16 protein-coding genes are annotated in these 21040 nt (G+C 67.7%); 8 read left to right on the forward strand and 8 right to left on the reverse strand.

The genetic code is table 11. The features are described 5' to 3' along the window. Window positions 1-10 precede the first annotated feature (10 nt). The 6 genes from selB to fdnG are packed head-to-tail and all read right to left on the reverse strand — an operon-like array spanning window position 11 to window position 8989. On the reverse strand, window positions 11-1915 hold the full coding sequence (selB, locus tag L0976_RS04005; RefSeq protein ID WP_234186234.1) for a selenocysteine-specific translation elongation factor: 1905 nt from the start codon (window positions 1913-1915) through the stop codon (window positions 11-13). Next, window positions 1912-3288 carry an L-seryl-tRNA(Sec) selenium transferase gene (gene selA, locus L0976_RS04010; RefSeq protein WP_234186235.1) on the reverse strand — a complete coding sequence of 459 codons (1377 nt, stop codon included), beginning with the start codon at window positions 3286-3288 and terminating at the stop codon, window positions 1912-1914. The genes selB and selA overlap by 4 nt, the downstream gene beginning before the upstream one ends. Then, entirely contained in the window at window positions 3288-4199 is a 912-nt protein-coding gene (gene fdhE / locus L0976_RS04015; protein WP_234186236.1) for a formate dehydrogenase accessory protein FdhE, read from the reverse strand. Before fdhE ends, selA begins: the two co-directional genes overlap by 1 nt. Before the next feature lie 31 nt (window positions 4200-4230). Then, the gene (locus L0976_RS04020; RefSeq protein ID WP_370643571.1) at window positions 4231-4923 is read right to left on the reverse strand and encodes a formate dehydrogenase subunit gamma; all 693 of its coding nucleotides are present in this window, start codon (window positions 4921-4923) and stop codon (window positions 4231-4233) included. Next, a complete protein-coding gene (gene fdxH / locus L0976_RS04025) occupies window positions 4920-5909 on the reverse strand; it encodes a formate dehydrogenase subunit beta (protein WP_234186237.1) in 990 nt (329 codons plus the stop codon). The genes L0976_RS04020 and fdxH overlap by 4 nt, the downstream gene beginning before the upstream one ends. Beyond that, on the reverse strand, window positions 5906-8989 hold the full coding sequence (gene fdnG / locus L0976_RS04030; protein WP_234186238.1) for a formate dehydrogenase-N subunit alpha: 3084 nt from the start codon (window positions 8987-8989) through the stop codon (window positions 5906-5908). Before fdnG ends, fdxH begins: the two co-directional genes overlap by 4 nt. A 171-nt stretch (window positions 8990-9160) precedes the next feature. On the opposite strand from fdnG, the gene selD reads away from it, so the two are divergent. After that, window positions 9161-10216: a selenide, water dikinase SelD gene (gene selD / locus L0976_RS04035; protein ID WP_234186239.1), complete on the forward strand. Its 1056-nt coding sequence runs from the start codon at window positions 9161-9163 to the stop codon at window positions 10214-10216. 6 nt (window positions 10217-10222) lie between these two features. Here the strand turns inward: selD and L0976_RS04040 are convergent, their stop codons facing one another. Next, on the reverse strand, window positions 10223-11158 hold the full coding sequence (locus L0976_RS04040; RefSeq protein WP_234186240.1) for an AraC family transcriptional regulator: 936 nt from the start codon (window positions 11156-11158) through the stop codon (window positions 10223-10225). A gap of 71 nt (window positions 11159-11229) precedes the next feature. Here L0976_RS04040 and L0976_RS04045 point away from each other — a divergent pair, with 71 nt between their 5' ends. The 6 genes from L0976_RS04045 to L0976_RS04070 all read left to right on the forward strand — a co-directional run bounded on the left by L0976_RS04045 (window position 11230) and on the right by L0976_RS04070 (window position 17969). Further along, window positions 11230-11955: an AzlC family ABC transporter permease gene (locus L0976_RS04045; protein ID WP_234186241.1), complete on the forward strand. Its 726-nt coding sequence runs from the start codon at window positions 11230-11232 to the stop codon at window positions 11953-11955. After that, window positions 11952-12266: an AzlD domain-containing protein gene (locus L0976_RS04050; RefSeq protein ID WP_203316274.1), complete on the forward strand. Its 315-nt coding sequence runs from the start codon at window positions 11952-11954 to the stop codon at window positions 12264-12266. The genes L0976_RS04045 and L0976_RS04050 overlap by 4 nt, the downstream gene beginning before the upstream one ends. An 88-nt stretch (window positions 12267-12354) precedes the next feature. Beyond that, window positions 12355-14226, forward strand: coding sequence for a sigma-54-dependent Fis family transcriptional regulator (locus tag L0976_RS04055; RefSeq protein ID WP_234186242.1), 1872 nt, complete (start codon window positions 12355-12357; stop codon window positions 14224-14226). Window positions 14227-14387: 161 nt separating this feature from the next. Next, window positions 14388-15461 carry a 2,3-butanediol dehydrogenase gene (locus tag L0976_RS04060; RefSeq protein ID WP_234186243.1) on the forward strand — a complete coding sequence of 358 codons (1074 nt, stop codon included), beginning with the start codon at window positions 14388-14390 and terminating at the stop codon, window positions 15459-15461. Window positions 15462-15525: 64 nt separating this feature from the next. Continuing rightward, entirely contained in the window at window positions 15526-17325 is a 1800-nt protein-coding gene (locus L0976_RS04065) for an NAD(P)/FAD-dependent oxidoreductase (RefSeq protein ID WP_234186244.1), read from the forward strand. A 152-nt stretch (window positions 17326-17477) separates the two neighbouring features. Continuing rightward, window positions 17478-17969, forward strand: a complete 492-nt coding sequence (locus tag L0976_RS04070) for a GAF domain-containing protein (protein ID WP_234186245.1) — start codon at window positions 17478-17480, stop codon at window positions 17967-17969. A gap of 242 nt (window positions 17970-18211) precedes the next feature. Here L0976_RS04070 and L0976_RS04075 read toward each other — a convergent pair whose 3' ends face one another. Further along, entirely contained in the window at window positions 18212-19318 is a 1107-nt protein-coding gene (locus tag L0976_RS04075; RefSeq protein ID WP_234186246.1) for an acyl-CoA dehydrogenase family protein, read from the reverse strand. 276 nt (window positions 19319-19594) lie between these two features. Here L0976_RS04075 and L0976_RS04080 point away from each other — a divergent pair, with 276 nt between their 5' ends. Beyond that, complete coding sequence (locus tag L0976_RS04080) at window positions 19595-20911, forward strand: FAD/NAD(P)-binding protein (RefSeq protein ID WP_234186247.1); 1317 nt, start codon at window positions 19595-19597, stop codon at window positions 20909-20911. The last annotated feature ends 129 nt before the right edge of the window (window positions 20912-21040 follow it).

Consider the following 21040-nt stretch of genomic DNA (forward strand, 5'->3'; position numbering starts at 1 on the left):
CGGAATTGCGCTAGCGATCGAAGAGATCGCTGCGATGGATATTTATGCGGCGCAGGTCGCCCCTGCGCAAGGTCAGGCCGAGGCGGTCGAAGAAATCGAGGATCTCGATGGCGACCTTGCGGCCGTTGTGGACGCGGTCGCGGAAGGCGGGCGCGGTGAACCAGCCATCCTGTGCTTCGGCGGCGACATCCAGCACGATCTGCGCCATTTCCCGCACCACTTCGCGCGCGAAGAAATGATCGTGGGCGACCTGATCGGTTCGCCCGAGTTTCTGTGTCAGCTTCAGGACGCGCCGTACCTCGCGCTCGTCCGCTCCGAAGGCTTGTGCGAAGTCGCGCACGCGCGGCGGGCGGAAACGGCCTTCGTCCAGAAGCTGCGGCTGGATACGGCGCCAGAGCGCCTCGTCGTCAGGCGAAAGCCGCACCGCGTGGCCGGGCAGGCGCAGGAAGGCGCCGTCGAGCACCACGCGACCCGCCGCCGATTCCGCCTTCAGGAAGATGAGAAAGGCATCCTTCGGCAGGCGGGGAAGGAGCGCAAGACGCAGTCTTTCGCGGCCGAGGCCGGCAAGATCGGGGTTTTCGGAATGGAATTGGGCAAGCTGTTCGGCAAGGCCGGTCTGCAGGCCGTGAAGCGCCATGGGGGAGAGCGCGAGCGATCCCAGCGTCTCGGCGCCGGCGGCCGCGAGAATGGCGGGCAGGGCGCGTTCCGCAAGGCCGCGGTCGCGCAGGAAGGCGGCAAGGTCGACCGGAGCCACGGCGAGGAGCCTGGCAAGGGCTTCGGCGGGATCGGTGCTGCGGGCGGCGGAGAGCAGGGCAAGCCGCTCCGGCTTGCTGCGTTTCCTTGCCGGGGGGCGAAGATCGAGGAAGCGTCCGCCGCCGATGGTGCGGCTGGCGGAGGTGTCGCGCAGAATGAAGCGGTCGCCGACGCTCGCGGCAATCGGCCGGTCGAGGACCAGTTGCACCAGGCCCTCGCCGCCGGGGGCGACCGGGCCGTCCAGCGGCACGATCCGCGCGCCGGCCTCCACCGCATGGCTGTGCAGCCGGGCGGGAAACCATGTGCCGATGGCCCCGGCTTCCGTTGCGAGCACGGAAAGGCTGGCGTCGATCCTGTCCGTCGGTGCGTGGAGGGCCGGAGCGAGCACGATGTCACCGCGGCGGATGGCATCCTTCGTCACCCGCTCGCCGGCAAGGTTCAGCGCACAGCGCTGGCCGGCAAGACCTTCCGCCGCCTTGCGGTTCTGGGCATGGATGCCGCGCACGCGGGCCGTCAGGCCGGAGGGGCTGACGGTGACCGTGTCGTCGAGCGTGACGCGTCCGGACAGCATCATGCCCGTCACCACGGTTCCCGCGCCCGCCAGCGTGAAGCTGCGGTCGACGGCAAAGCGCAGGAGGCCCGTAGGGTCGCGTGCCGCGATTTCCGCTTCCGCGGCGGAAAGGGCGGCGCGCAGGGTCTCGATGCCCTCGCCGGTGAGCGCGGAGACCGGGACGATCGGGGCGTCGGCAAGGCCGGTGCCAGCGAGAGCCGCCCGGATTTCCGCGGTTACCTCGGCCCGGCGTTCCGGGCCGGCAAGATCGGCCTTGGTAAGGGCGACGATGCCGCGCGGGATGCCGATGAGGTCAAGGATCGCGAGATGTTCGCGCGTCTGCGGCATGATACCGTCGTCGGCGGCAACGGCCAGCAGGGCGAAATCGATGCCGCCCGCGCCGGCGAGCATGGTGTGAACCAGCCGCTCATGGCCGGGCACGTCGACGAAGCCGGTGATCGTCCCGCCGCCGAGGTCGGCATAGGCGAAGCCGAGGTCGATGGTGATGCCGCGCGCCTTCTCCTCGGCGAGGCGGTCGGCGTCCGTGCCAGTCAGCGCCTTGATGAGCGCGGTCTTGCCGTGGTCGATATGGCCGGCGGTTCCGACGATCATAGGGCGGCCAGCGCTTCCAGCAGCGCGTCGTCCCGGTCGAGGCAGCGCAGGTCGAGGACCAGCGCGCCGTCGCGGATATGGCCGATGACGGGGACGGAAAGGGCGCGGAGCCGGGCGGAAAGCCGGTCCGGCGCATCGCCGCCCGTGCCGGCCAGCCTCAGGCCGGCGCTCGGGATCGTATCGACGGGCAGCGCGCCGGAGCCGACCTGGCTCTTGCAGGGGCAGGCAGCGGCGGAAAAGCCGTGCGGGGCGAGCAGCGTGTCGACGGCGGGGGCGAGGCGGGCGGCCTGCGCGGCGATCTCGGCCTCGGGCCGGGCGAGGAAGCGCAGCGTCGGCAGGCGCTCCGCGAGCCGGTCGGGATCGCGGTAGAGCTTCAGCGTCGCTTCCAGTGCGGCGATGCGGATCTTGTCGAGCCGCACGGCGCGTTTCAGCGGATTGCGGTTGATCGCGGCGATGAGGTCCTTCCGGCCGACGATGAAGCCGGCCTGCGGCCCGCCGAGCAGCTTGTCGCCGGAGAAGGTGACGAGGTCCGCGCCCTCGGCCACGGCCTCCTCCACGGTCGGCTCGCGCCGCAGGCCGAAGGCGGAGAGATCGACCAGCGAGCCGGAACCGAGGTCGTTGAGAAGCGGAACGCCCGCTTTCCGCGCGATGGCGGCGAGCTGCGGCGCCGGGACCTCGGCGGTAAAGCCTTCGATACGGTAGTTCGAGGTATGGACCTTGAGGATGACGCCCGTTTCCGACCCGATCGCGTTTTCATAGTCGCGCGGATGGGTGCGGTTGGTGGTGCCGATCTCCACGAGCTTCGCGCCGGCGCGGGCCATGATGTCGGGCATGCGGAAGGCGCCGCCGATCTCGATCAGTTCGCCGCGCGAGACGATGGCTTCGCGACCTTCGGCAAGCGTGTTGAGGGCGATCAGCACGGCGGCGGCATTGTTGTTGACGATGGTGGCGTCCTCCGCCGCCGTCAGCTCGCGCAGGAGGCCGCGCAGGTGGTCGTCGCGCTGGCCGCGCCCGCCGCCGGCAAGGTCGAATTCCAGCGCGAGGGGATTGGCCATGGCGACGGTTGCGGCACGGACCGCCTCCCCGGCGAGGATGGCGCGGCCGAGATTGGTGTGCAGCATCGTGCCCGTGAGGTTCAGCACCGGGCGCAGGCCGGAGCGCGCGGCAATGGCAAGGTCCTCGGCGACCTCGCGCGGCAGGCCCGCCGCAAGCGCCGCGCCGTCCGCGCCGCCACGGATCTTCTCCCGCGCGATTTCGAGCCGCGCGCGGATGGCGGTGACGACGGCAAGCCGGCCGTATTCGGCGACCAGCGCCAGCCCCTCGGGTGCGGTCAGCACCTGGTCGACGGAGGGGAGCGCGCGAAAACCCTGCATCAATAGCCTGCGAGATAGGGGTTGAAGCCGCCGCGCCGGAAATCCGTTTCCTTCATCAGCATGTCGAGGCCGAGGCTGCCGACGTCGTCGGCGACGGGATCGAGGCTGGGGTTCTTCATCGTGTAGAAGATCTTGATCCAGGAATGGCATTCCCGGCAGGTCTCGGCCTTCACCGTCGCCTCGGTGGTCTCGACCGAGCGGTAGCCGACGCCCCTGGTCGAGCCGCAGCACAGGCACTTCACCCGCACCTCGTTCCAGCGCGTGGTGCAGCAGGCGCAGGCGGCGTAGCGGACGTTCTCGACGCCCTGCGTGCCCATGACCGAGGAGGTGGCGGGGCGGCCGCCGCAGGCGGGACAGAGGCCCGTGCCGACCGGGACCAGCGCTTGCGCATCGAGCGTTGCGGCAAGGCGTGCCATGTGCACCTGCACCGCCGCCGCTGCGAAAAGGTGCGGGGCGGCGCTATCCTCGGGGATCCGGTCGGCCAGGATGTTGGAAAGGAGCCATGTGCGGTCCTCGGGGCTGGCGGCGCGCACGGCATCGAGCGCAAGGCGGGCGGGCTCGGGCATGGTGATCTCGGCGGCGCCTTCGAGGAAGGCGTCGAGCGTCGCGCCGAGGGCGGGATCGGCGGCGAGTGCGAGCCGGTCGATGGGCGGCATGGCAACGCGTGCCGCCTCGGTCCTGCGTGCGGGGGCGACGGGGGATACCGGCGGCAGCGTTGCGGCGAGGCTGGCCTGCAGGCGGGAGAGCTCGGCGAGGAAAGTGAGATAGGGCGCGAGCGCGTTGCTTTCGGCGAGGAAGGCGAAGCGGCGGGCGCGCATCTGGAACAGCTTGACCGGCTCGGGCAGGAAGGCGAGCGGCGGCTTCGGCACGCCGCCGATCAGCGAGGGGTCCGGCTCTGGTGTCTCCGCCATGAAGTCTCCGGCGATGCTCCGTCTTCGGCGGCTATTTTGACGGGTCGGTGCGCTGGCGTCCAGCCAGTTCGCGCAGCCATTTGCGATGATGGCGGAAGGCCCAGCCGCCGGTGACGGTGCCGTGCGTCATCGCCCTAATCGTGCCGCGCGTCCAGATCGCCGCATAGACATGGACGATGAAGATCAGGATCGCGCCGAGCGCCGCCAGCGCATGCACGGCGACGGCGATGCGGCGCACCGGGATCGAGACGATATGCGGGAAGTATTCCTCCCAGATCATGATGCCCGTGGTGACGAGGAGGGCGATCAGCGCGGACATGCCCCAGAACACCATCTTCTGGCCGGCATTGTACTTCCCAAGCTCGGGCAGCTTGTCCTCGTCGCCCTTCAGCATGTCGCCTATCTTCAGGCTCCATTCCACGTCCTCGCGCCGGGGCAGGTTGAGCTTCCACATCTGCAGGAAGAGCAGGAGGAAGCTCGCCACCAGGACGAGGCCGACGATGGGGTGCAGCCAGCGCGTCGTCTGCCCGCCGCCGAAAAGGCCGGTCATCCAGAAGAGCGCGGGGTGGAAGAAGGAGAAGCCGGAGACGAGGAGCACGATCATGCAGAGCGCCGTGATCCAGTGGTTGAGCCGCGTGATGCCGCGATAGCGGCTCACCAGGACGGGGTGCTTCGTCTCGATCTCGTCGCCGGGGGCGGAATAGACGCGGTTCTCGTCCATCATGCCTCCTTTCCGCCGGGTTTTTCATCGGCATGATCGAAGAGGTCCTCGGCCTCTTCCTCCTCATGGGGCGTCACCTCGTTCGGCCGGGCGAGGAGGCCATGCAGCAGCGCGCCGGCGGCGGCAAGGCCCGCCACGGCGAGGCCGACGGTCTTGGCCGGGCCCTTCCAGCCGCGCACCACGGGGGAGATCCTGGGATCATCAGGCAGGCCGGCATAGAGCGAGGGCTGGTCGGCATGGTGCAGCACATACATGACATGGGTGCCGCCGACGCCCTCGGGATCGTAGAGGCCGGCATTGTCGTAGCCGCGCGACTTCAGGTCCTCGACCCGTTCTTCGGCCAGCTCGATCATGTCCTCCTTGGTGCCGAAGGTGATGGCCTTGGTCGGGCAGGCCTTGGCGCAGGCCGGGCCCTGGCCGACGGCCACGCGGTCCGAGCAGAGCGTGCACTTCTTCGAGACATGCGCGGTCTTGGAGATGCGCGGGATGTTGAAGGGACAGCCCGTCACGCAATAGCCGCAGCCGATGCAGTTGTCGGAGATGAAATCGACGATGCCGTTGGAATATTGCACGATGGCGCCGGGGGCCGGGCAGGCCTTGAGGCAGCCGGGATCGGCGCAATGCATGCAGCCGTCCTTGCGGATCAGCCATTCCAGCTCGCTGGTGTCAGGGTTCTCGTATTCCGTGAACCGCATCAGCGTGAACATGTCGGGCGTCAGGTCGTGCGGGTTCTCGTAGACGCCGACGTTCTCCTCCACGTCCGGATGGGTGTCGTTCCACTCGATGCAGGCGGACTGGCAGGCCTTGCAGCCGATGCATTTCGACACGTCGATCAGCTTGGCGACTGGGGTGAGCTGTCGCTCGGGTGCCGGCAGGTCGCTCGTCGCCGAGGCCCTGACGACGTCGCTGGCGAGGAGGTTCGAGGGCAGGGGCTGGAGCGGCGGATTGGCGGCCGCCGTCAGGGGTTCCGGTGCGCGTTCGTTCGTCATGACGAAGCCTCCTCTGGCGCCGGCTCTATATTGACGAGGAAGGCCTTGAATTCCGGCGTGTCGATATTGGCATCGCCGACGAAGGGGGTGAGGCTGTTCGGCCCGAAGCCCTTGCGCGCCGCGCCCATGAAGCCCCAGTGCAGCGGAATGCCGACGACATGCACCGGCTTGCCGGCGCAGACGAGCGGGCGGATGCGCTTCGTCACCACGGCCTTCGCCCAGACCTCGCCGCGCTTGCTCCACACCCTGACGCGCCCGCCCTTGACGATGCCGCGCTCGGCCGCCAGTTCCTCGCTGATCTCCACGAAGAATTCCGGCTGGAGGACGGCGTTCACGCGGTTGTGCTTCGTCCAGTAGTGGAAATGCTCGGTGAGGCGGTAGGAGGTGGCGACGAAGGGATAGTCGGCGCTGGTGCCGAGCTGCGCCACGTCATCGGGGAAGATGCGGGCGACAGGGTTGCCGCGCAGACTTGCGTTGAACGGGTTTTCGACCGGGCTTTCGAACGGTTCCATGTGGATGGGGAACGGCCCGTCCCGCATCAGCTTGCGGGCGAAGAGCCGGGCGGTGCCCTCCGGCGTCATGATGAAGGGCATCACCGTCTCCGGCTTTGCCGTCACCGCGATGTCGGGCACGTCGAAGCCGGCCCATTTCTCGCCCGTCCATTCGATCAGCTTGCGGCTCTCGTCCCACGGTTTGCCCGAGAGGTCGCAGGAGGCGCGGTTGTAGAGGATGCGGCGGTTGGCCGGCCAGGCGAAGGTCCAGTTGAGGAAGGTGCCGATGTCGCCGGGATCGCTGTTGTCGCGCCGGGCCATCATGTTGCCCTCCTCCGTCCAGGAGCCGGCATAGATCCAGCAGCCGGACATGGTGGAGCCGTCGTCGCGCATCACCGCGAAGTTCGGCAGGAGCTTGCCGGCCTCCACCATAACCTTCGTCGGGTCGGCCGGGTCGTAGAGGGTCTGGAGCGCGCGCCCGTTCATCTCCTGCGCCAGTTCGGCAGGTTCCGGCTCGTAGGGGTCCTTGTAGCCCCAGGAAAGGTTGAGGATCGGCTCGGGGCAGACCCCGCCTTCCTTGCGGTAGAGCTCGCGCACGCGCAGGAAGATGTTCGCCATGATCCAGGTGTCGTGCCTGGCGTCTCCCGGCGGCGTCGCGCCCGGCCAGTGCCATTGCAGCCAGCGGCCGGAATTGACCGTCGCGCCCTCGTCCTCGGCAAAGCAGGTGGCGGGGAGCTGCAGCACCTCGGTCATGATCTTCGAGGGCTCCACGTCGTTGTAGATGCCGTGGTTCTCCCAGAAATGCGCCGTCTCGGTCTCCAGCGGGTCGATGGTGACGAGCAGCTTCAGCTTCGACAGGCCCGCGGTCAGCTTGGCCCGGTTGGGGAAGGAGAGGAGCGGGTTGAAGCCCTGGCAGAAATAGAGGTTCACCTCGCCCCGGCTCATCATGTCGAACATGCGCAGGATGTCGTAATAGGGCACGTCCAGCTTCGGCAGCCAGTCGAAGCCCCAGTCGTTCTCCCTGGTAGCGGCGCTGCCCCACATGGCCTTCAGGAAGCTGACCATGAATTTCGGCGTGTTCTGCCAGTAGCTCGTCTGGCCGGGAACGAGCGGCTTGTTGCCGCGCGTCGACATGTAGGTTGCGTAGTCCGTCTCCTTCTCCGTGGCGAGGTTCATGTAGCCCGGCAGGGTGTTGGAGAGCAGGCCGATATCGGTGAGGCCCTGGATGTTGGAATGGCCGCGCAGCGCGTTCACCCCGCCGCCGGGCAGGCCGACATTGCCGAGGATGAGCTGGAGCATCGCCATGCCGCGGATGTTCTGCGCGCCCTTGGAATGCTGGGTCCAGCCGAGCGCATAGAGCGAGGTCATCACCTTGTCTCGCGCGGCGGTCGCGCCGATCATCTCGCAGATCTTGAGATAGCGCTCCTTCGGCGTGCCGCAGAGGTTTTCCACGAAATCCGGCGTATAGGCCGAGACATGCTCTTTCAGGAGGTTCCAGACGCAGCGCGGGTCGGAAAGCGTCGCGTCGGCCTTCACCGTCCCGTCGTCTTCGAGCTGGTATTCCCAGGCGGTGCGGTCGTAGTCGCGCTTGTCCTCGTCATAGCCGGTGAAGAGGCCGTCGGCCCAGCCGAAGTCCTCGCGCACCAGATAGGTGGCATTGGTGTAGGCCTTCACATAGTCCCACTGCACCTTGTCGTTCTCGATGCAGTAGCGGATGACGCCCATCAGGAAGGCGATGTCCGAGCCCGGGCGGATCGGCGCATAGACGTCGGCGACCGAGGCCGTGCGGTTGAAGCGCGGGTCGACGACGATCAGCCGTGCGCCGCGATGGTGCTTGGCCTCCGTCACCCATTTGAAGCCGCAGGGGTGCGCTTCTGCCGCATTGCCACCCATGACGATGACGAGGTCGGTGTTCTTGATGTCGGTCCAGGCGTTCGTCATTGCGCCGCGGCCAAAAGTTGGAGCCAAACTGGCTACCGTGGGGCCGTGTCAGACGCGTGCCTGGTTGTCGAAGCCGACTATACCCATGGAGCGGACGGTCTTGTAGGTCAGCCATCCGGTCTCGTTGGTGCCGCCCGAAGCGGCAAGGAAGCCCGTGGTCGTCCAGCGGTTGACCGTGACGCCGGCTGCGTTCTTCTCGATGAAGTTCGCGTCGCGGTCGTCCTTGAGCGCACGGGCGATCTTGTCGAAGGCCTCGTCCCAGGAGATGTCCTCCCAGCGGTCGGCGCCGGGCGCGCGGCGGCGGGGCTTCGTGGCGCGGGTCTCGGACTTCACGAAGTCCTTGAGGGCCGCGCCCTTGGGACAGAGCGTCCCGCGATTGGTGGGATGGTCGGCGTCACCCTCGATATGGATGAGCTCGGCCTTCTCGCCGGCGGCAAGGTCGCCCCTGGAATACATGAGAATCCCGCAGGCGACCGAGCAGTAGGTGCACACGTTGCGGGTTTCGGTGGTGGTCGCCAGCTTGAAGGCGCGGACATGAGCGGCTGTCGCTGCCTCCGCCGCGCCGAAGCCCATGGCTCCGAGCGTGGTGGCCGCCGCTCCCGCGCCGGCGAGCTTCAGGAAGCTGCGGCGGGAAAGATCGATGTTCATTCGCTGTCCTCGTACCTGCCTTGCGGATCGGTAGACCTCAAATGGTCGTCCTTGTCAGCCAGCCTGTCAAGGACGGATTTCACGCGAAAGTCATGGCCTTGGGGGAACCGATGGGTCATGATCGCCCGCACGGCGCCTGCTGCCATATGTTCGAAAAGGGAGTTCAGAGCCATGTCCGACGCTGCCGTTTCCGCCGAGCCGCGCCTCACCTCGCTTGCCCATGGCGGGGGCTGCGGCTGCAAGATCGCGCCCGGCGTGCTCTCGGAAATCCTGCGCGGGCGGACGATGCTGCCGGTGCCGCCGGAGCTGCTGGTCGGCATCGAGACCGCCGACGATGCGGCCGTCTACCGGCTCAACGACCGCCAGGCCGTCGTTGCCACCACGGATTTCTTCATGCCGATCGTCGACGATCCGCACGATTTCGGCCGCATCGCCGCGACCAATGCGATCAGCGACGTCTATGCCATGGGCGGCACGCCGCTCTTCGCGCTGGCGCTGGTCGGCATGCCCGTCAACACGCTCTCGACCGCGACGATCGGCGCGATCCTCGACGGCGGTGCCGCGGCCTGCCGGGCGGCAGGCATCCCCGTTGCCGGCGGCCACACGATCGATTCCGTCGAGCCGATCTACGGCCTCGTCGCCATCGGCCTCGTTGATCCCGCCGATATCAGGAGCAATGCCGGGGCGCGGCCGGGAGACGTGCTGGTTCTCGGCAAGCCGCTCGGCGTCGGCATCTTCTCGGCGGCGTTGAAGAAGGGCGCGCTCGATGCCGCCGGCTATGCCCGGATGATCGAAACGACGACCCGCCTCAACACGCCGGGGCCGGACCTTGCCCGGCTCGAAGGCGTGCACGCCATGACCGACGTCACCGGCTTCGGCCTGGCCGGCCATGCGCTGGAAATGGCGCGCGGCGCGGGTTGCCGCCTTCATGTCGACTGGTCCGCGGTGCCCCTCCTCGAAGGCGCGCGCGACCTTGCCGCCGCCGGCTTCATAACCGGAGCCTCCGGCCGCAACTGGGCGAGCTACGGCAGGGACGTCGCCTTGGCGCGCGAGATGACGGCGGTCGACCAGGCGCTGCTGTGCGACCCGCAGACGAGCGGCGGCCTGCTCGTCGCCTGCGCGCCCTCGTCCGTCGCCGGGGTCCTGGAGGTCTTCCGCGGGCAGGGCTTCGACGCGGCGGTCATCGGCAGGGTGGACGAGGGCGAGGCCGGGCTTTCGGTCGCCTGAGCGCGATCAGCAGCACGAGGCGGCGAAGCGGCGTGGCGTCACGCCGAAGCTCGTGCGGAAGTGGTTCGTGAAGTGGCTCTGGTCGAAGAAGCCGACGCTGGTTGCGGTTTCCGCCGGCGACAGGCCGGCCGCGAGGCGGTCCTTCGCGGCCTGCAGGCGGACCTGCGTCAGGTAGGCGTGCACCGTCATGCCGGTCTTTTCCTTGAAGGAGCGCATGAAGTGGAAATCGCTGAGGCCGACGCTGCGGGCGATGTCGGCGGTGGTGAGCCTCTGCTCGAAGCAGGCGTGGATGAGGTCGATCGCGCGCCCGACATTGCCCGCCGGCGGTTGCCGGCGTGCCGTGCCGGTCGACGACTGGCCGTAGCGCCGGATCAGCGGGGCGAAGGCGGACAGGAGGGCATCCTGCTTTTCGAGCGGGTCGCGCGCGCCCTCGATGCGCGCGTGCATCCGGCTCAGGTGGTTCGCCGCCTCCCGGTCCTGCCAGAGCGGCCGGCGGCCGAAATCGAGATGGATGCCCTGCCCGCCGAAGAGGTCCTCGGCGATTTCCTCCAGCACTTCGGTCTTCGGATAGAAGGCGCGGTAGGACCACATTCCCGCTTGCGCGGCCGGTTCGCCCGTATGCACCTCTCCCGGGGAAATGACCATCACCGAGCCGGAAACGGCAAGGCCCGGCCGGCTGGCGACGGTATGATGCTGCGCGCCCGCCTCGAAGGTGGCGATAACGAACTCGTCGTGGGAGTGGGCGGGATAGCGGTGCGCGGTCCGCAGCGCACGCAGCATCTCGGTGCCCGCGATGTCGCCATCGCGCCACAGGCGGATGTCCTCGCCCCTCGGCCGGGCGGGTCGTCCTATATCGGGATCGTGGCTGCGCAGGATTTTCCAATCCCCGTTTCGACAAGTGGTGTATCCGTCCGGGTCGGTGTTGCGCGAGCGGACAAGCATCTCTACCCGCCGGCGGCCGGACGATCAACAAACGGATGCTTTCAGCGTTGGATGACATGCCAGAACGGAACATGACGATACAGGGCGGGCGGTCCGCCTTCACAGAAGGCGTGATCGCCTGCGGGCCGACGATCCTCGGCTACTGGAGCATCGGGTTCGCCTCCGGCGCCATCGGGGCTGTTTCGGGATTCAGCGTCCCCGAGATCCTGCTGCTCGCCGCGTTCCTCTATGCCGGTTCGGCGCAGTTCCTCTTCTATTCGCTCTGGGCGGCGGGGGCAGGCCCGGCCGCCGTGGCGCTGGCCGTGCTGCTCGTGAACATCCGCTACCTGCTGATGAGTTCCTATCTCGCCCGCTTCTTCTCCGGCTCGTCCATGATGCAGAAATTCGCCAGCGGCGTGCTGTTGACCGACGAGACCTTCGGTGTCGCCGCGCAGCATGCCGGACGGCACGGCGCGCTGCCGTTCCGGTGGATGCTCGGCCTCAACGTCGCCGCCTATGCGAACTGGATCGTCGCCAACGTCGTCGGAGCGATGTTTGCCGCGGTCATTCCCGCCGGCATTTCGCACGGTCTCGGTTTCAGCCTGACGGCAATGTTCATCGGCCTTCTGGCGCTCAACTATTTCGGCAGCGCGCAGAAGCGGCTGGAGATCGTGGCGATGGTCGTCTCGGCCGCGGCCGTCCTCGGCACCATGGGGTTCCTCGACGTCAACGTCTCCATCCTGATCGCCACGGCGCTCGCCGCGACGATCTGCGCCACCGCGCTGCAGATGCAGGCCCGCCGCGGGAGGACGGCATGACCGGTTCCTTCCTCGTGACTGTCGCCATCTGCGCGGCGATGACGATCTGTGTGCGTGCCCTGCCCATCGTCTTCCTGGCGGGCGTGCGGCTGCCGGCCTTCGCCATGGCCTGGCTCGGCTTCATCCCCTCCGCCATCATGATGGCGATCGTGACGCTGGAACTTGTGAAATATGCCGGCGAGCCGGGAGGGACGGCCGCGACCGTCGCGGCCGCGGCGGGCTGTGCGGCCGTGGCGTTCCTGACGCGCAGCCTTTTCGGCACGGTTCTGGTCGGTGTAGCCGTCTACCTCGCCTTCATGGTCCTGCCATAGGCGCATCCAGCCGGCGGCCGCGTTCCCTGCGCAAGGCGATTGCCGGACGGGCCCTCCTGTGCGACCATGCGCGCGGGAGGATGTCTGGATGGTGTCGACGCTGTCGCACATACGGGAGATCGAACGCGTCGGCATGGGCGCGGTCAGCCCGCGCGATGCGCCCGTCATCCAGTCCTGGCTGCGCTGCCTCAACGACTACAAGCTCGATCCGGCCGTCGCGCAGGAAGCCTATATCGTTCCCGAACTGAAGCTGCGCGAGCATCGCGAGCAGGCCGAGGAGCTGATCCGCATCGGCCGCTCGGGTCTGGAAGCGCTGTTCAACCAGGTGGCCGGGCAGAACTACGTGCTGCTGCTTTCCGATGCGCGCGGCGTCACCGTCGATTTCATGGGCGATCCGACCTTCGACAACCAGTTGCGCAAGGCGGGGCTCTATCTCGGCTCGGAATGGTCGGAGAACCGGGCGGGCACCTGCGCGGTCGGGGCCTGCATGGTCTCCGGCGAGCCTGTCATCATACACCAGGACGACCATTTCGATACCAGCCATATCGGCCTTACCTGCACCGCCGCGCCGGTCTTCGACACGCTGGGCAGCCTGACGGCCGTGCTCGACATCTCGCAGCTCCGCTCGCCGACGGTGAAGACGAGCCAGCAGCTTGCGCTGCATCTCGTCGCCTCCACCGCGCGGCGCATCGAGCTTGCCAATCTCATGACCCGCACCCGCAACGACTGGGTGCTGCGCCTTGCCCGCTCGCCGGAATTCCTCGATGTCGATCCCGATGCCGCCATCGCGCTCGACGGCAGCGGCCGCATCACCGGCCTCACCCATGGCGGCTTCGGCGCGCTCGCCCGTTCGATGAACCTTGCCGGCCTTTCCACCCGCGATTTCCTCGGCCAGCCGATTTCGCAGGTCTTCGACATCGACGTCGACGACCTGCCGCGCTTCATGCGCGGCCGGTCGAACGGCGAGCGGCTGCTTCAGGCGCGCAACGGGCTGGTGCTGTTCGCGAGCGCCGTCGCGCCGGCGGTCAATCTTCGTCCGGCCGTGCCGGCGCAGCCGCGCCTGCCGCGGGCGCTCCGGGACCTCAGCAACGGCGACGCCGCGATGGAGCGGGTGCAGGCGCGCGCGGCAAAGCTTGCGGCGCGCGATATCCCGATCCTCATCCAGGGCGAGACGGGCAGCGGCAAGGAGTTCCTGGCGCGGGCGATCCATGACGGTTGCGGCGGCAGCGGCGCCTTCGTCGCGGTCAATTGCGCGGCGATCCCCGAACATCTCATCGAATCCGAGCTCTTCGGCTATGCGCCGGGCGCCTTTACCGGCGCCAGCCAGAAGGGCAAGCGCGGCCTGATCGAGGAGGCGAGCGGCGGCACGCTCTTCCTCGACGAGATCGGCGACATGCCGCTGGCCCTGCAAAGCCGGCTCCTGCGCGTGCTCTCGGAAAACGAGGTGCAGCCGGTCGGGGCGCTCAAGGCGCGCACGGTGCGCCTCAGGGTTCTCTCCGCCTCGCACCGCGATCTTGCGGAACTGGTGCGGGAAGGCCGCTTCCGGCAGGACCTCTATTATCGCCTCAACGCGGCGACGCTGAGCCTGCCGGCGCTCCGGGAGCGGCAGGATCTCGGCTGGCTCGTCGACCAGCTCCTCGCCCGCATCGAGAAGGAGAACGGCGCGTCCTACCGGCTCGACAGGGCGGCGCGGGCCGTGCTGCTCGCCCATGACTGGCCGGGCAACCTGCGGGAACTCTCCAATGCGCTGCGCGTGGCGGCGGCGCTGTCGGAGGGCGGCGTGATCGGCACCGACAGCCTGCCGGATCACCTTTTCGCCGAACCGGCCGCCGCCCGGCCCGGCGGCGAGGACGCCCTGCGCCAGGCCCTTACCGACTGCGGCAACAACGTTTCCGCGCTCGCCCGCAAGCTCGGCGTCAACCGCTCCACCATCCACCGCCGCCTCAAGCGGCTCAACTGACGCAACGGCTGCAACACCTGTCGCACGCCACCTGTTGCATCCCGCTCCGCGATCCGGCTTCCTTTGGTGGAAGCCATTGATAGAACTTGTAAATTCTGCCATCGGCCGTTCTGGCACGGTGCTTGCTGATCCTCCTGCGCAAGAACGACAGGAGGAACTCAATGAAAGCTCTGCGCTTCCACGCCGCCAAGGACCTGCGTATCGAGGAGGTCGATGCGCCGCCGTCGCCCGGCCCGGGCGAGGTGCTGGTCGAGAACCGCTTCTGCGGTATCTGCGGCACGGACCTGCATGAATATGCCTATGGCCCGATCTTCGTGCCGAAGGAACCGCATCCGTTTACCGGCGCGCACGGCCCGCAGATCCTCGGCCACGAATTCGGCGGGGTCGTCAAGGCCGTCGGCGAAGGGGTCGGCCATGTAAAGCCGGGGGATCGTGTCTCGATCCAGCCGCTGATCATGCCCCGCCATGGCGACTACTATGCCGACCGCGGCCTGTTCCACCTCAGTGGCAACCTCGCGCTCGCCGGCCTGTCCTGGCATTCCGGCGGCATGGCGCAGGCAGCGCTTGTCAACGACTATAACGTCCAGCCCATTCCCGATGCGCTGAGCGACGAGGAAGCCGCCCTGATCGAGCCGACCGCGGTCGCCGTCTACGCCTGCGATCGTGGTGGCGTGACGGCCGGCAACAGCGTGCTCGTCACCGGCGCGGGACCGATCGGCATTCTCGTCGCCATGGCGGCGCGGGCGGCTGGGGCCTCGCAGATATTCCTGTCCGATCTCAATGATACCCGGCTGTCTCTGGCGCGGGAGGCGCTGGGCGAGGTGCGCACCATAAACCCAAGGACGGAAAAGGTGGGCGACGTCATCCGCGCCGAGACGGAGGGCGGCGTCGGCTGCGATGTCGCCATCGAATGCGTCGGCAACGAGCATGCGTTGAAGAATTGCGCGGATGCCGTGCGCAAGCAGGGCGTCGTGGTGCAGACCGGGCTTCACCCCGGCGAGAACCCGCTGAACTGGTTCGACGTCACCTTCAAGGACATCGATATCCGCGGCTCCTGGGCCTACCCGACCCACTACTGGCCGCGCGTCGCCCGGCTGATCGCCAGCGGCCAGATTCCGGCGAGCCGCATCGTCACGAAACGTGTCTCGCTCGGCGAGGCCGTCACCGAAGGGTTCGACCAGTTGCTCGACCCTGCCGGCAGGCACCTGAAGATCCTGATCGACCTCACGCGATAGGCCGGTCCGTTCTGCGGGACGGTTGAGGAGCCGTCCCGTTTTCCACTGAGCAGGAGGAGAAACGATGCTCGAGAAAACCCCCACCACCCGCGTCCAGACACTTCTCGATGCGCTCGGCGCGGCCCTTGCCGCCGGCCGGATCGACGATGCCGTCAACCTTTTCGCCGAGGAGTGCTATTGGCGCGACCTCGTCGCCTTCACCTGGAACATCAAGACCGTCGAAGGCCGCGACCAGGTGCGCGACATGCTGCAATCGCAGCTTTCCGCCGCCAAGCCGTCGAACTGGCGGGTCGCTTCGGGCGAGGAGGCGACGGAGAACGACGGCGTCCTCGAAAGCTGGATCACCTTCGAGACGGCGACCGGCTGCGGCTACGGCCTCGTGCGCTTCAAGGACGGCCTCATCTGGACGTTGCTGACGGCGCTTTCCGAGCTGAAGGGCCATGAGGAGAAATCCGGCTTCACCCGCCCGCTCGGTGCGAAGCATGGCCAGAACCTCGGCGCAAAGACCTGGAAGGAGGAGCGCGAGGAGGAGGAGCGCACGCTCGGCTACGAGAAGCAGCCCTATGTCGTCATCATCGGCGGCGGGCAGGGCGGCATCGCGCTCGGTGCGCGGCTGCGCCAGCTCGGCGTGCCCACCATCATCCTCGAGAAGAACGACCGGCCGGGCGACAGCTGGCGCAAGCGCTACAAGTCGCTCTGCCTGCACGATCCCGTCTGGTACGACCACCTGCCCTATATCGACTTTCCGAAGAACTGGCCGGTCTTCGCGCCGAAGGACAAGATCGGCGACTGGCTGGAATTCTACACGAAGGTCATGGAGCTGAACTACTGGACCCGTTCCACCGCAAAGTCCGCGAAATGGGACGAGGCGGCGCAGGAATGGACCGTCGTCGTCGACCGCGACGGCGAGGAGGTGGTGCTGCGGCCGAAGCAGCTCGTCTTCGCGACCGGCATGTCCGGCAAGGCGAACATTCCCGACTTCAAGGGACGCGAGCGCTTTGCCGGCGACCAGCACCATTCCTCGCAGCATCCGGGGCCGGACGGCTACAAGGGTAAAAAGGTCGTCGTCATCGGCTCGAACAATTCTGCCCATGACATCTGCGCGGCGCTCTACGAGGCCGGCGTCGACGTCACCATGATCCAACGCTCGACGACCCATATCGTCAAGTCGGATACCTTGATGGATATCGGCCTCGGCGCGCTCTATTCAGAGGAGGCGCTGGCGAACGGCGTGACGACGCAGAAGGCCGACCTCATCTTCGCCTCGCTGCCCTACCGGATCATGCACGAATTCCAGATCCCGCTCTACGACAGGATGCGCGAGCGCGACGCCGACTTCTACGCGGCGCTGGAAAAGGCCGGCTTCCAGCTCGACTGGGGCGCGGACGGCTCGGGCCTCTTCATGAAATACCTGCGGCGCGGCTCCGGCTATTATATCGACATCGGCGCTTCCCAGCTCATCATCGACGGCAAGGTGAAGCTTGCCGCCGGGCAGGTCGAGGAGATCACGGAGAATGCCGTGAAGCTTTCGGACGGCAGGGAGATCCCGGCCGACGTCATCGTCTATGCGACGGGTTACGGCTCGATGAACGGCTGGGTCGCCGATCTCATCGACCAGGAGACGGCCGACCGGGTCGGCAAGGTCTGGGGCCTCGGCTCCGATACCCCGAAGGATCCGGGTCCCTGGGAGGGCGAGCAGCGCAACATGTGGAAGCCGACGCAGCAGGCGGCGCTGTGGTTCCACGGCGGCAACCTGCACCAGTCGCGCCACTATTCCCAATATCTGGCGCTCCAGCTCAAGGCGCGCCTGGAAAACCTCCCCACGCCGGTCTATGGCCTCCAACCGGTTCACCACCGGAAATAGCCGGCACCTCGAGCGGGCAGCGCACGCCGCTGCCCGCCCTTTCCTTCCCGCATTTCGTCTCGCCGGCCGACCGCATGTCTTACGCCCTTCTTGCCAGCGGCGGCTTCCGGGTCTATCGACGGCGCGGCCATGTCCGTTCGGGGAGCCCTGCCATGCACGACATCCGCAAGATCGAAGCCGCCGACAAGCCGGGCTTCTACCGCGAACTGCGCGCCCAGGCCGAGGGCCTCCTGCACGGCGAGCGCGATGCCATTGCCAATGCCGCCAATCTTTCGGCGCTGGTCTACGATGCGGTCGCCGATCTCAACTGGGCGGGATTCTACTTCCTGAAAACGCCGGCGGAACTCGTGCTCGGTCCCTTCCAGGGCAAGGTCGCCTGCGTGCGCATTGCCGTCGGCAAGGGTGTGTGCGGCAGCGCCGTCGCCGAAGGGCGCAGCCAACTCGTGCCCGATGTGCACGCCTTTCCCGGCCATATCGCCTGCGATGCCGCCTCGCGCTCCGAGCTCGTGGTGCCGCTCATCCGCGATGGTGCGGTCCTTGGTGTGCTCGATCTCGACAGCCCCACGCCCGGCCGCTTCACGGCGGAAGACCAGGCCGGTTTCGAGGCGCTTGCCGCGCTCTATGTCGCAGGCAGCGACATCTGAAGGGGAGCATTGCAGCGCACGCATAGCTGCACTGCACAATAAATGTTTTCCATCTGATCAAAAAACAGCCATAGTGCACACAGCTGATGCACATGGCGGTTTTCCTCCCAGTGCCGCCGCAGCAGCTGTTCCCCTCTGGAGGTTTTTGACCTTCACACTTCATGGGCCGCGGTTTCCGTCGGCCCATTTTTTTTGCCGAAAGCGAACCCGTCTTGCGTGGGATAGCGGCCTCATGCCACGTCTCAGCTCTCCGTCTCCGGCTGCCGGCGATTTTCCGTCCGGAACAGCTCACCGCTTTCCCCAAGGATGGCGCGGAGGTGCGGGGAGAGGGAAGCGGTGAGGACGGTTCCTTCCCCGGGTGGATCTGATACTCGCAGGATGGCTGCGGCGGCTTCCTCGGCCGCTGCGAGTGCGGCGACAGCGGCAAGGAAAGCGTTTGTCCGGTGCTGGTCGGCAAGGCCGATCTGGGCGGCGTCAATGGCGCGGCCCGCCTCGGCGGTCATCGCGTCGGCCGCGGCGAGCCGCGCGGAAAGAAGGCCGCTCACGACGGGTTCGCCCGTCGCCTCGTCGAGGAGATGCCGCAGGGCTGCGCGGGCGCCACCCTTCCGGCGTGCCGCCTCGAGCAGCAGGTCGAGCGAGCGGGGAACGCCATGCGTGGCCGCCTCGCCGGCAGGCTGCAGCAGCGTATCGCCGTCGACAAGCACATCCTTGAACAGCACATGCTCGGCGGCCTGCGTGCCGCCGGCCACCGGCTCGCAGCTATTGGCGACGTAATGCAAGCCGTCGAGGCGCGTGGGAAGCAGCAGGACCGCCGGCCGGCCGCCGTCGAGGCGCACGGGCATCAGCAGCCAGTCGGCGTGGCGGGCGCAGGGCGTACAGAGGGCCTCGCCGCCCAGCCGCCAGGCAAGGCCGCTTGCGGCGAGCGGAAGGCCATCGGCCGCCTCGCTGTTCCGGCGGGCGGAGGCCCGGGCGAGGCGCGCGCCGGCGAGGACCGCGGAAAAGACGGTGTTCCGCTGGCTCTCGCTGCCGTGGCTGCGGACCTTTTCCACGGCGACGAAATGGGCCGCGAGGACTTCCCCGAGCGCTGCCGAACCGGCGGCGGCCAGTGCGCAGACCTCGGCGAGGACCGTGTTGGAAACGTCGATCCCGCCATGTTCGGTCGGCACCGATATGCCGAAAAGGCCGGTGCGGGAGAGAAGTTCGTGGCGGGCTTCGGCCGCCGCGCTGTCCTGTGCGGGCAGGCTGAAGGCCTCCGCTATCCTGCCGGCGGCGGCAATGGCTTCGTCTTCGGTTCCGATGATGGCGGCCGTTCGTGCCGAGCGGTCGAGTGCCGATGAGAGAGTACCCATGTCGTCTGCTCCTTGCGGGATGCTGTTCCAGGGCGCACAGGCATTATCGGGTAAGAAAGACCATATTCTATAGAGATTGTATAGATCGGTTTGCCGTTTCGGGATCGGTCACGGTGTTTCGCGCGGCCCCGCCCGGCGGGCAAGCGCCGATTTTCCGGCGCTCCGGAGCCGGTGAAAAGTGCCGGTCGATTATTCTACTAAAAAGGTAGAAAATTATCGGAGGCTGCGTTATCCTGTCTTCCGCTTCTGGCTCCATCGTGCAGGGAAGGGACAGGCATGTTCTTCGAAACGATCGCGGGAGAAGGTGCCCCGCCTGCGGGCACGCCGACGATGGCAAGGATCGCGGTGATCGGCGCGGGGCCTTCCGGCCTTGCCACGGTCATTGCGCTGATGCGGCGGTTCCACCGCCCCTTCGAGGCCTGGATGATCGATGCCGAGGATGCGCCCGGCGCCTTCGGCGACGGGCCGGCCGGTGCGGCGCTGACGGCGGAGCCCGCGCGCGATCTTTCGATCCTTCCCGACCGGCCGGACGATTTTGCCCGCTGGCTGAAGGACAACCTCCTTGCCGCCGGCACGGTTTCGGCCTTGCGAGGCCCGCAGGACCTGCATGTGCCGCGCGCGCTGTTTCGCGATTATGCGATGGGCCGCTTCGGCGAGGCGCTTTCCCTGCGCAGGGACGTCCGCATCCGCACCATCAGCGGCACCGTGGGCCATCTCTGTACGAACACCGAAGGCGTGCGCGTCGCGTTCCGGGATGGCGAGGGCGCCGTCTTCGACCACGTCTTCGTCGCGACCGGCTTCGGTGCCGCGCAGCGCGAGGCGGCTTCCTGGCGTGGCGCGATCGCCGCGGCCGAGCGGCTTTCGGCCCAGGAGAACCCGCCGCCGCTCACCCTTGTCGGCAACGGCCCACGCCTTGCCGCCATCCTGCTCGATCTGAGGAAGCGGGGCTTTGCCGGTGACATTCACGTCGCTGCCGCGGCCGGCCGCCTGCCGCAGCCGCATGGCCGCGGTTACGAAGGCATGGCCTTCGGCACACCGCCCGCCAGCCGTTCGCTGCGCGAGGCCTTCCGGTATATCCGCGGGGAATGCAGCATCGCGCAAGCCCGCGACGGCGGCCGCTGGCAGGGCGTCGTCGATGCGGCTTCCGACCGCCTCTCCGTGGTCTGGCGCAACCTGCCGCAGGGCGAGCGCAATCATTACCGCCGCCACCTCCTTCGCCTGCACCGGCATTTTTCGGTCCGCATCGCGGGCGAGATCCACCGTCGCCTCGCCGCGGAATTCGAAACCGGCCATACCCGCTTCGTTCCGCCGCGCGATCCGAAGTCGGGTGACGAGAATACCGTCGACTGCCGCGAGGTCCCCTCCGCCCGTGCTCTCGCCGGGCTGCTCGGATGCGATGTCGCGACCCTCTCCGTCGACGACAGCGGCCGTCTCCTTCGCCAGGGCGAGCCCCTGCGCGGGCTTTCCGTCGTCGGGGCGGTCGCGTCCGGCCTGCGACCGGGACCCTTCACCTTTGCCGAAACCGTGCGGCAGGCCTATCGCAGCGTTCTCGCCGCGCCCCTTTCCGGCCCGGCCCGGGCCCTGCACGGCTAAAAAATCCGGCGAGCGGGCTGAAAATTCCGGTTTTTCGCGGATGCATTTTGCGTTCATGCAGCCACTTTCGAGATGAACTGTGCGTGCGGTGCCGGGAAGGCCAGTTCGTCCGTTGCGCCGTTTCGGCCC

The organism is Shinella sp. NM-101, from assembly GCF_021401195.1.
Lineage (GTDB): Bacteria > Pseudomonadota > Alphaproteobacteria > Rhizobiales > Rhizobiaceae > Shinella.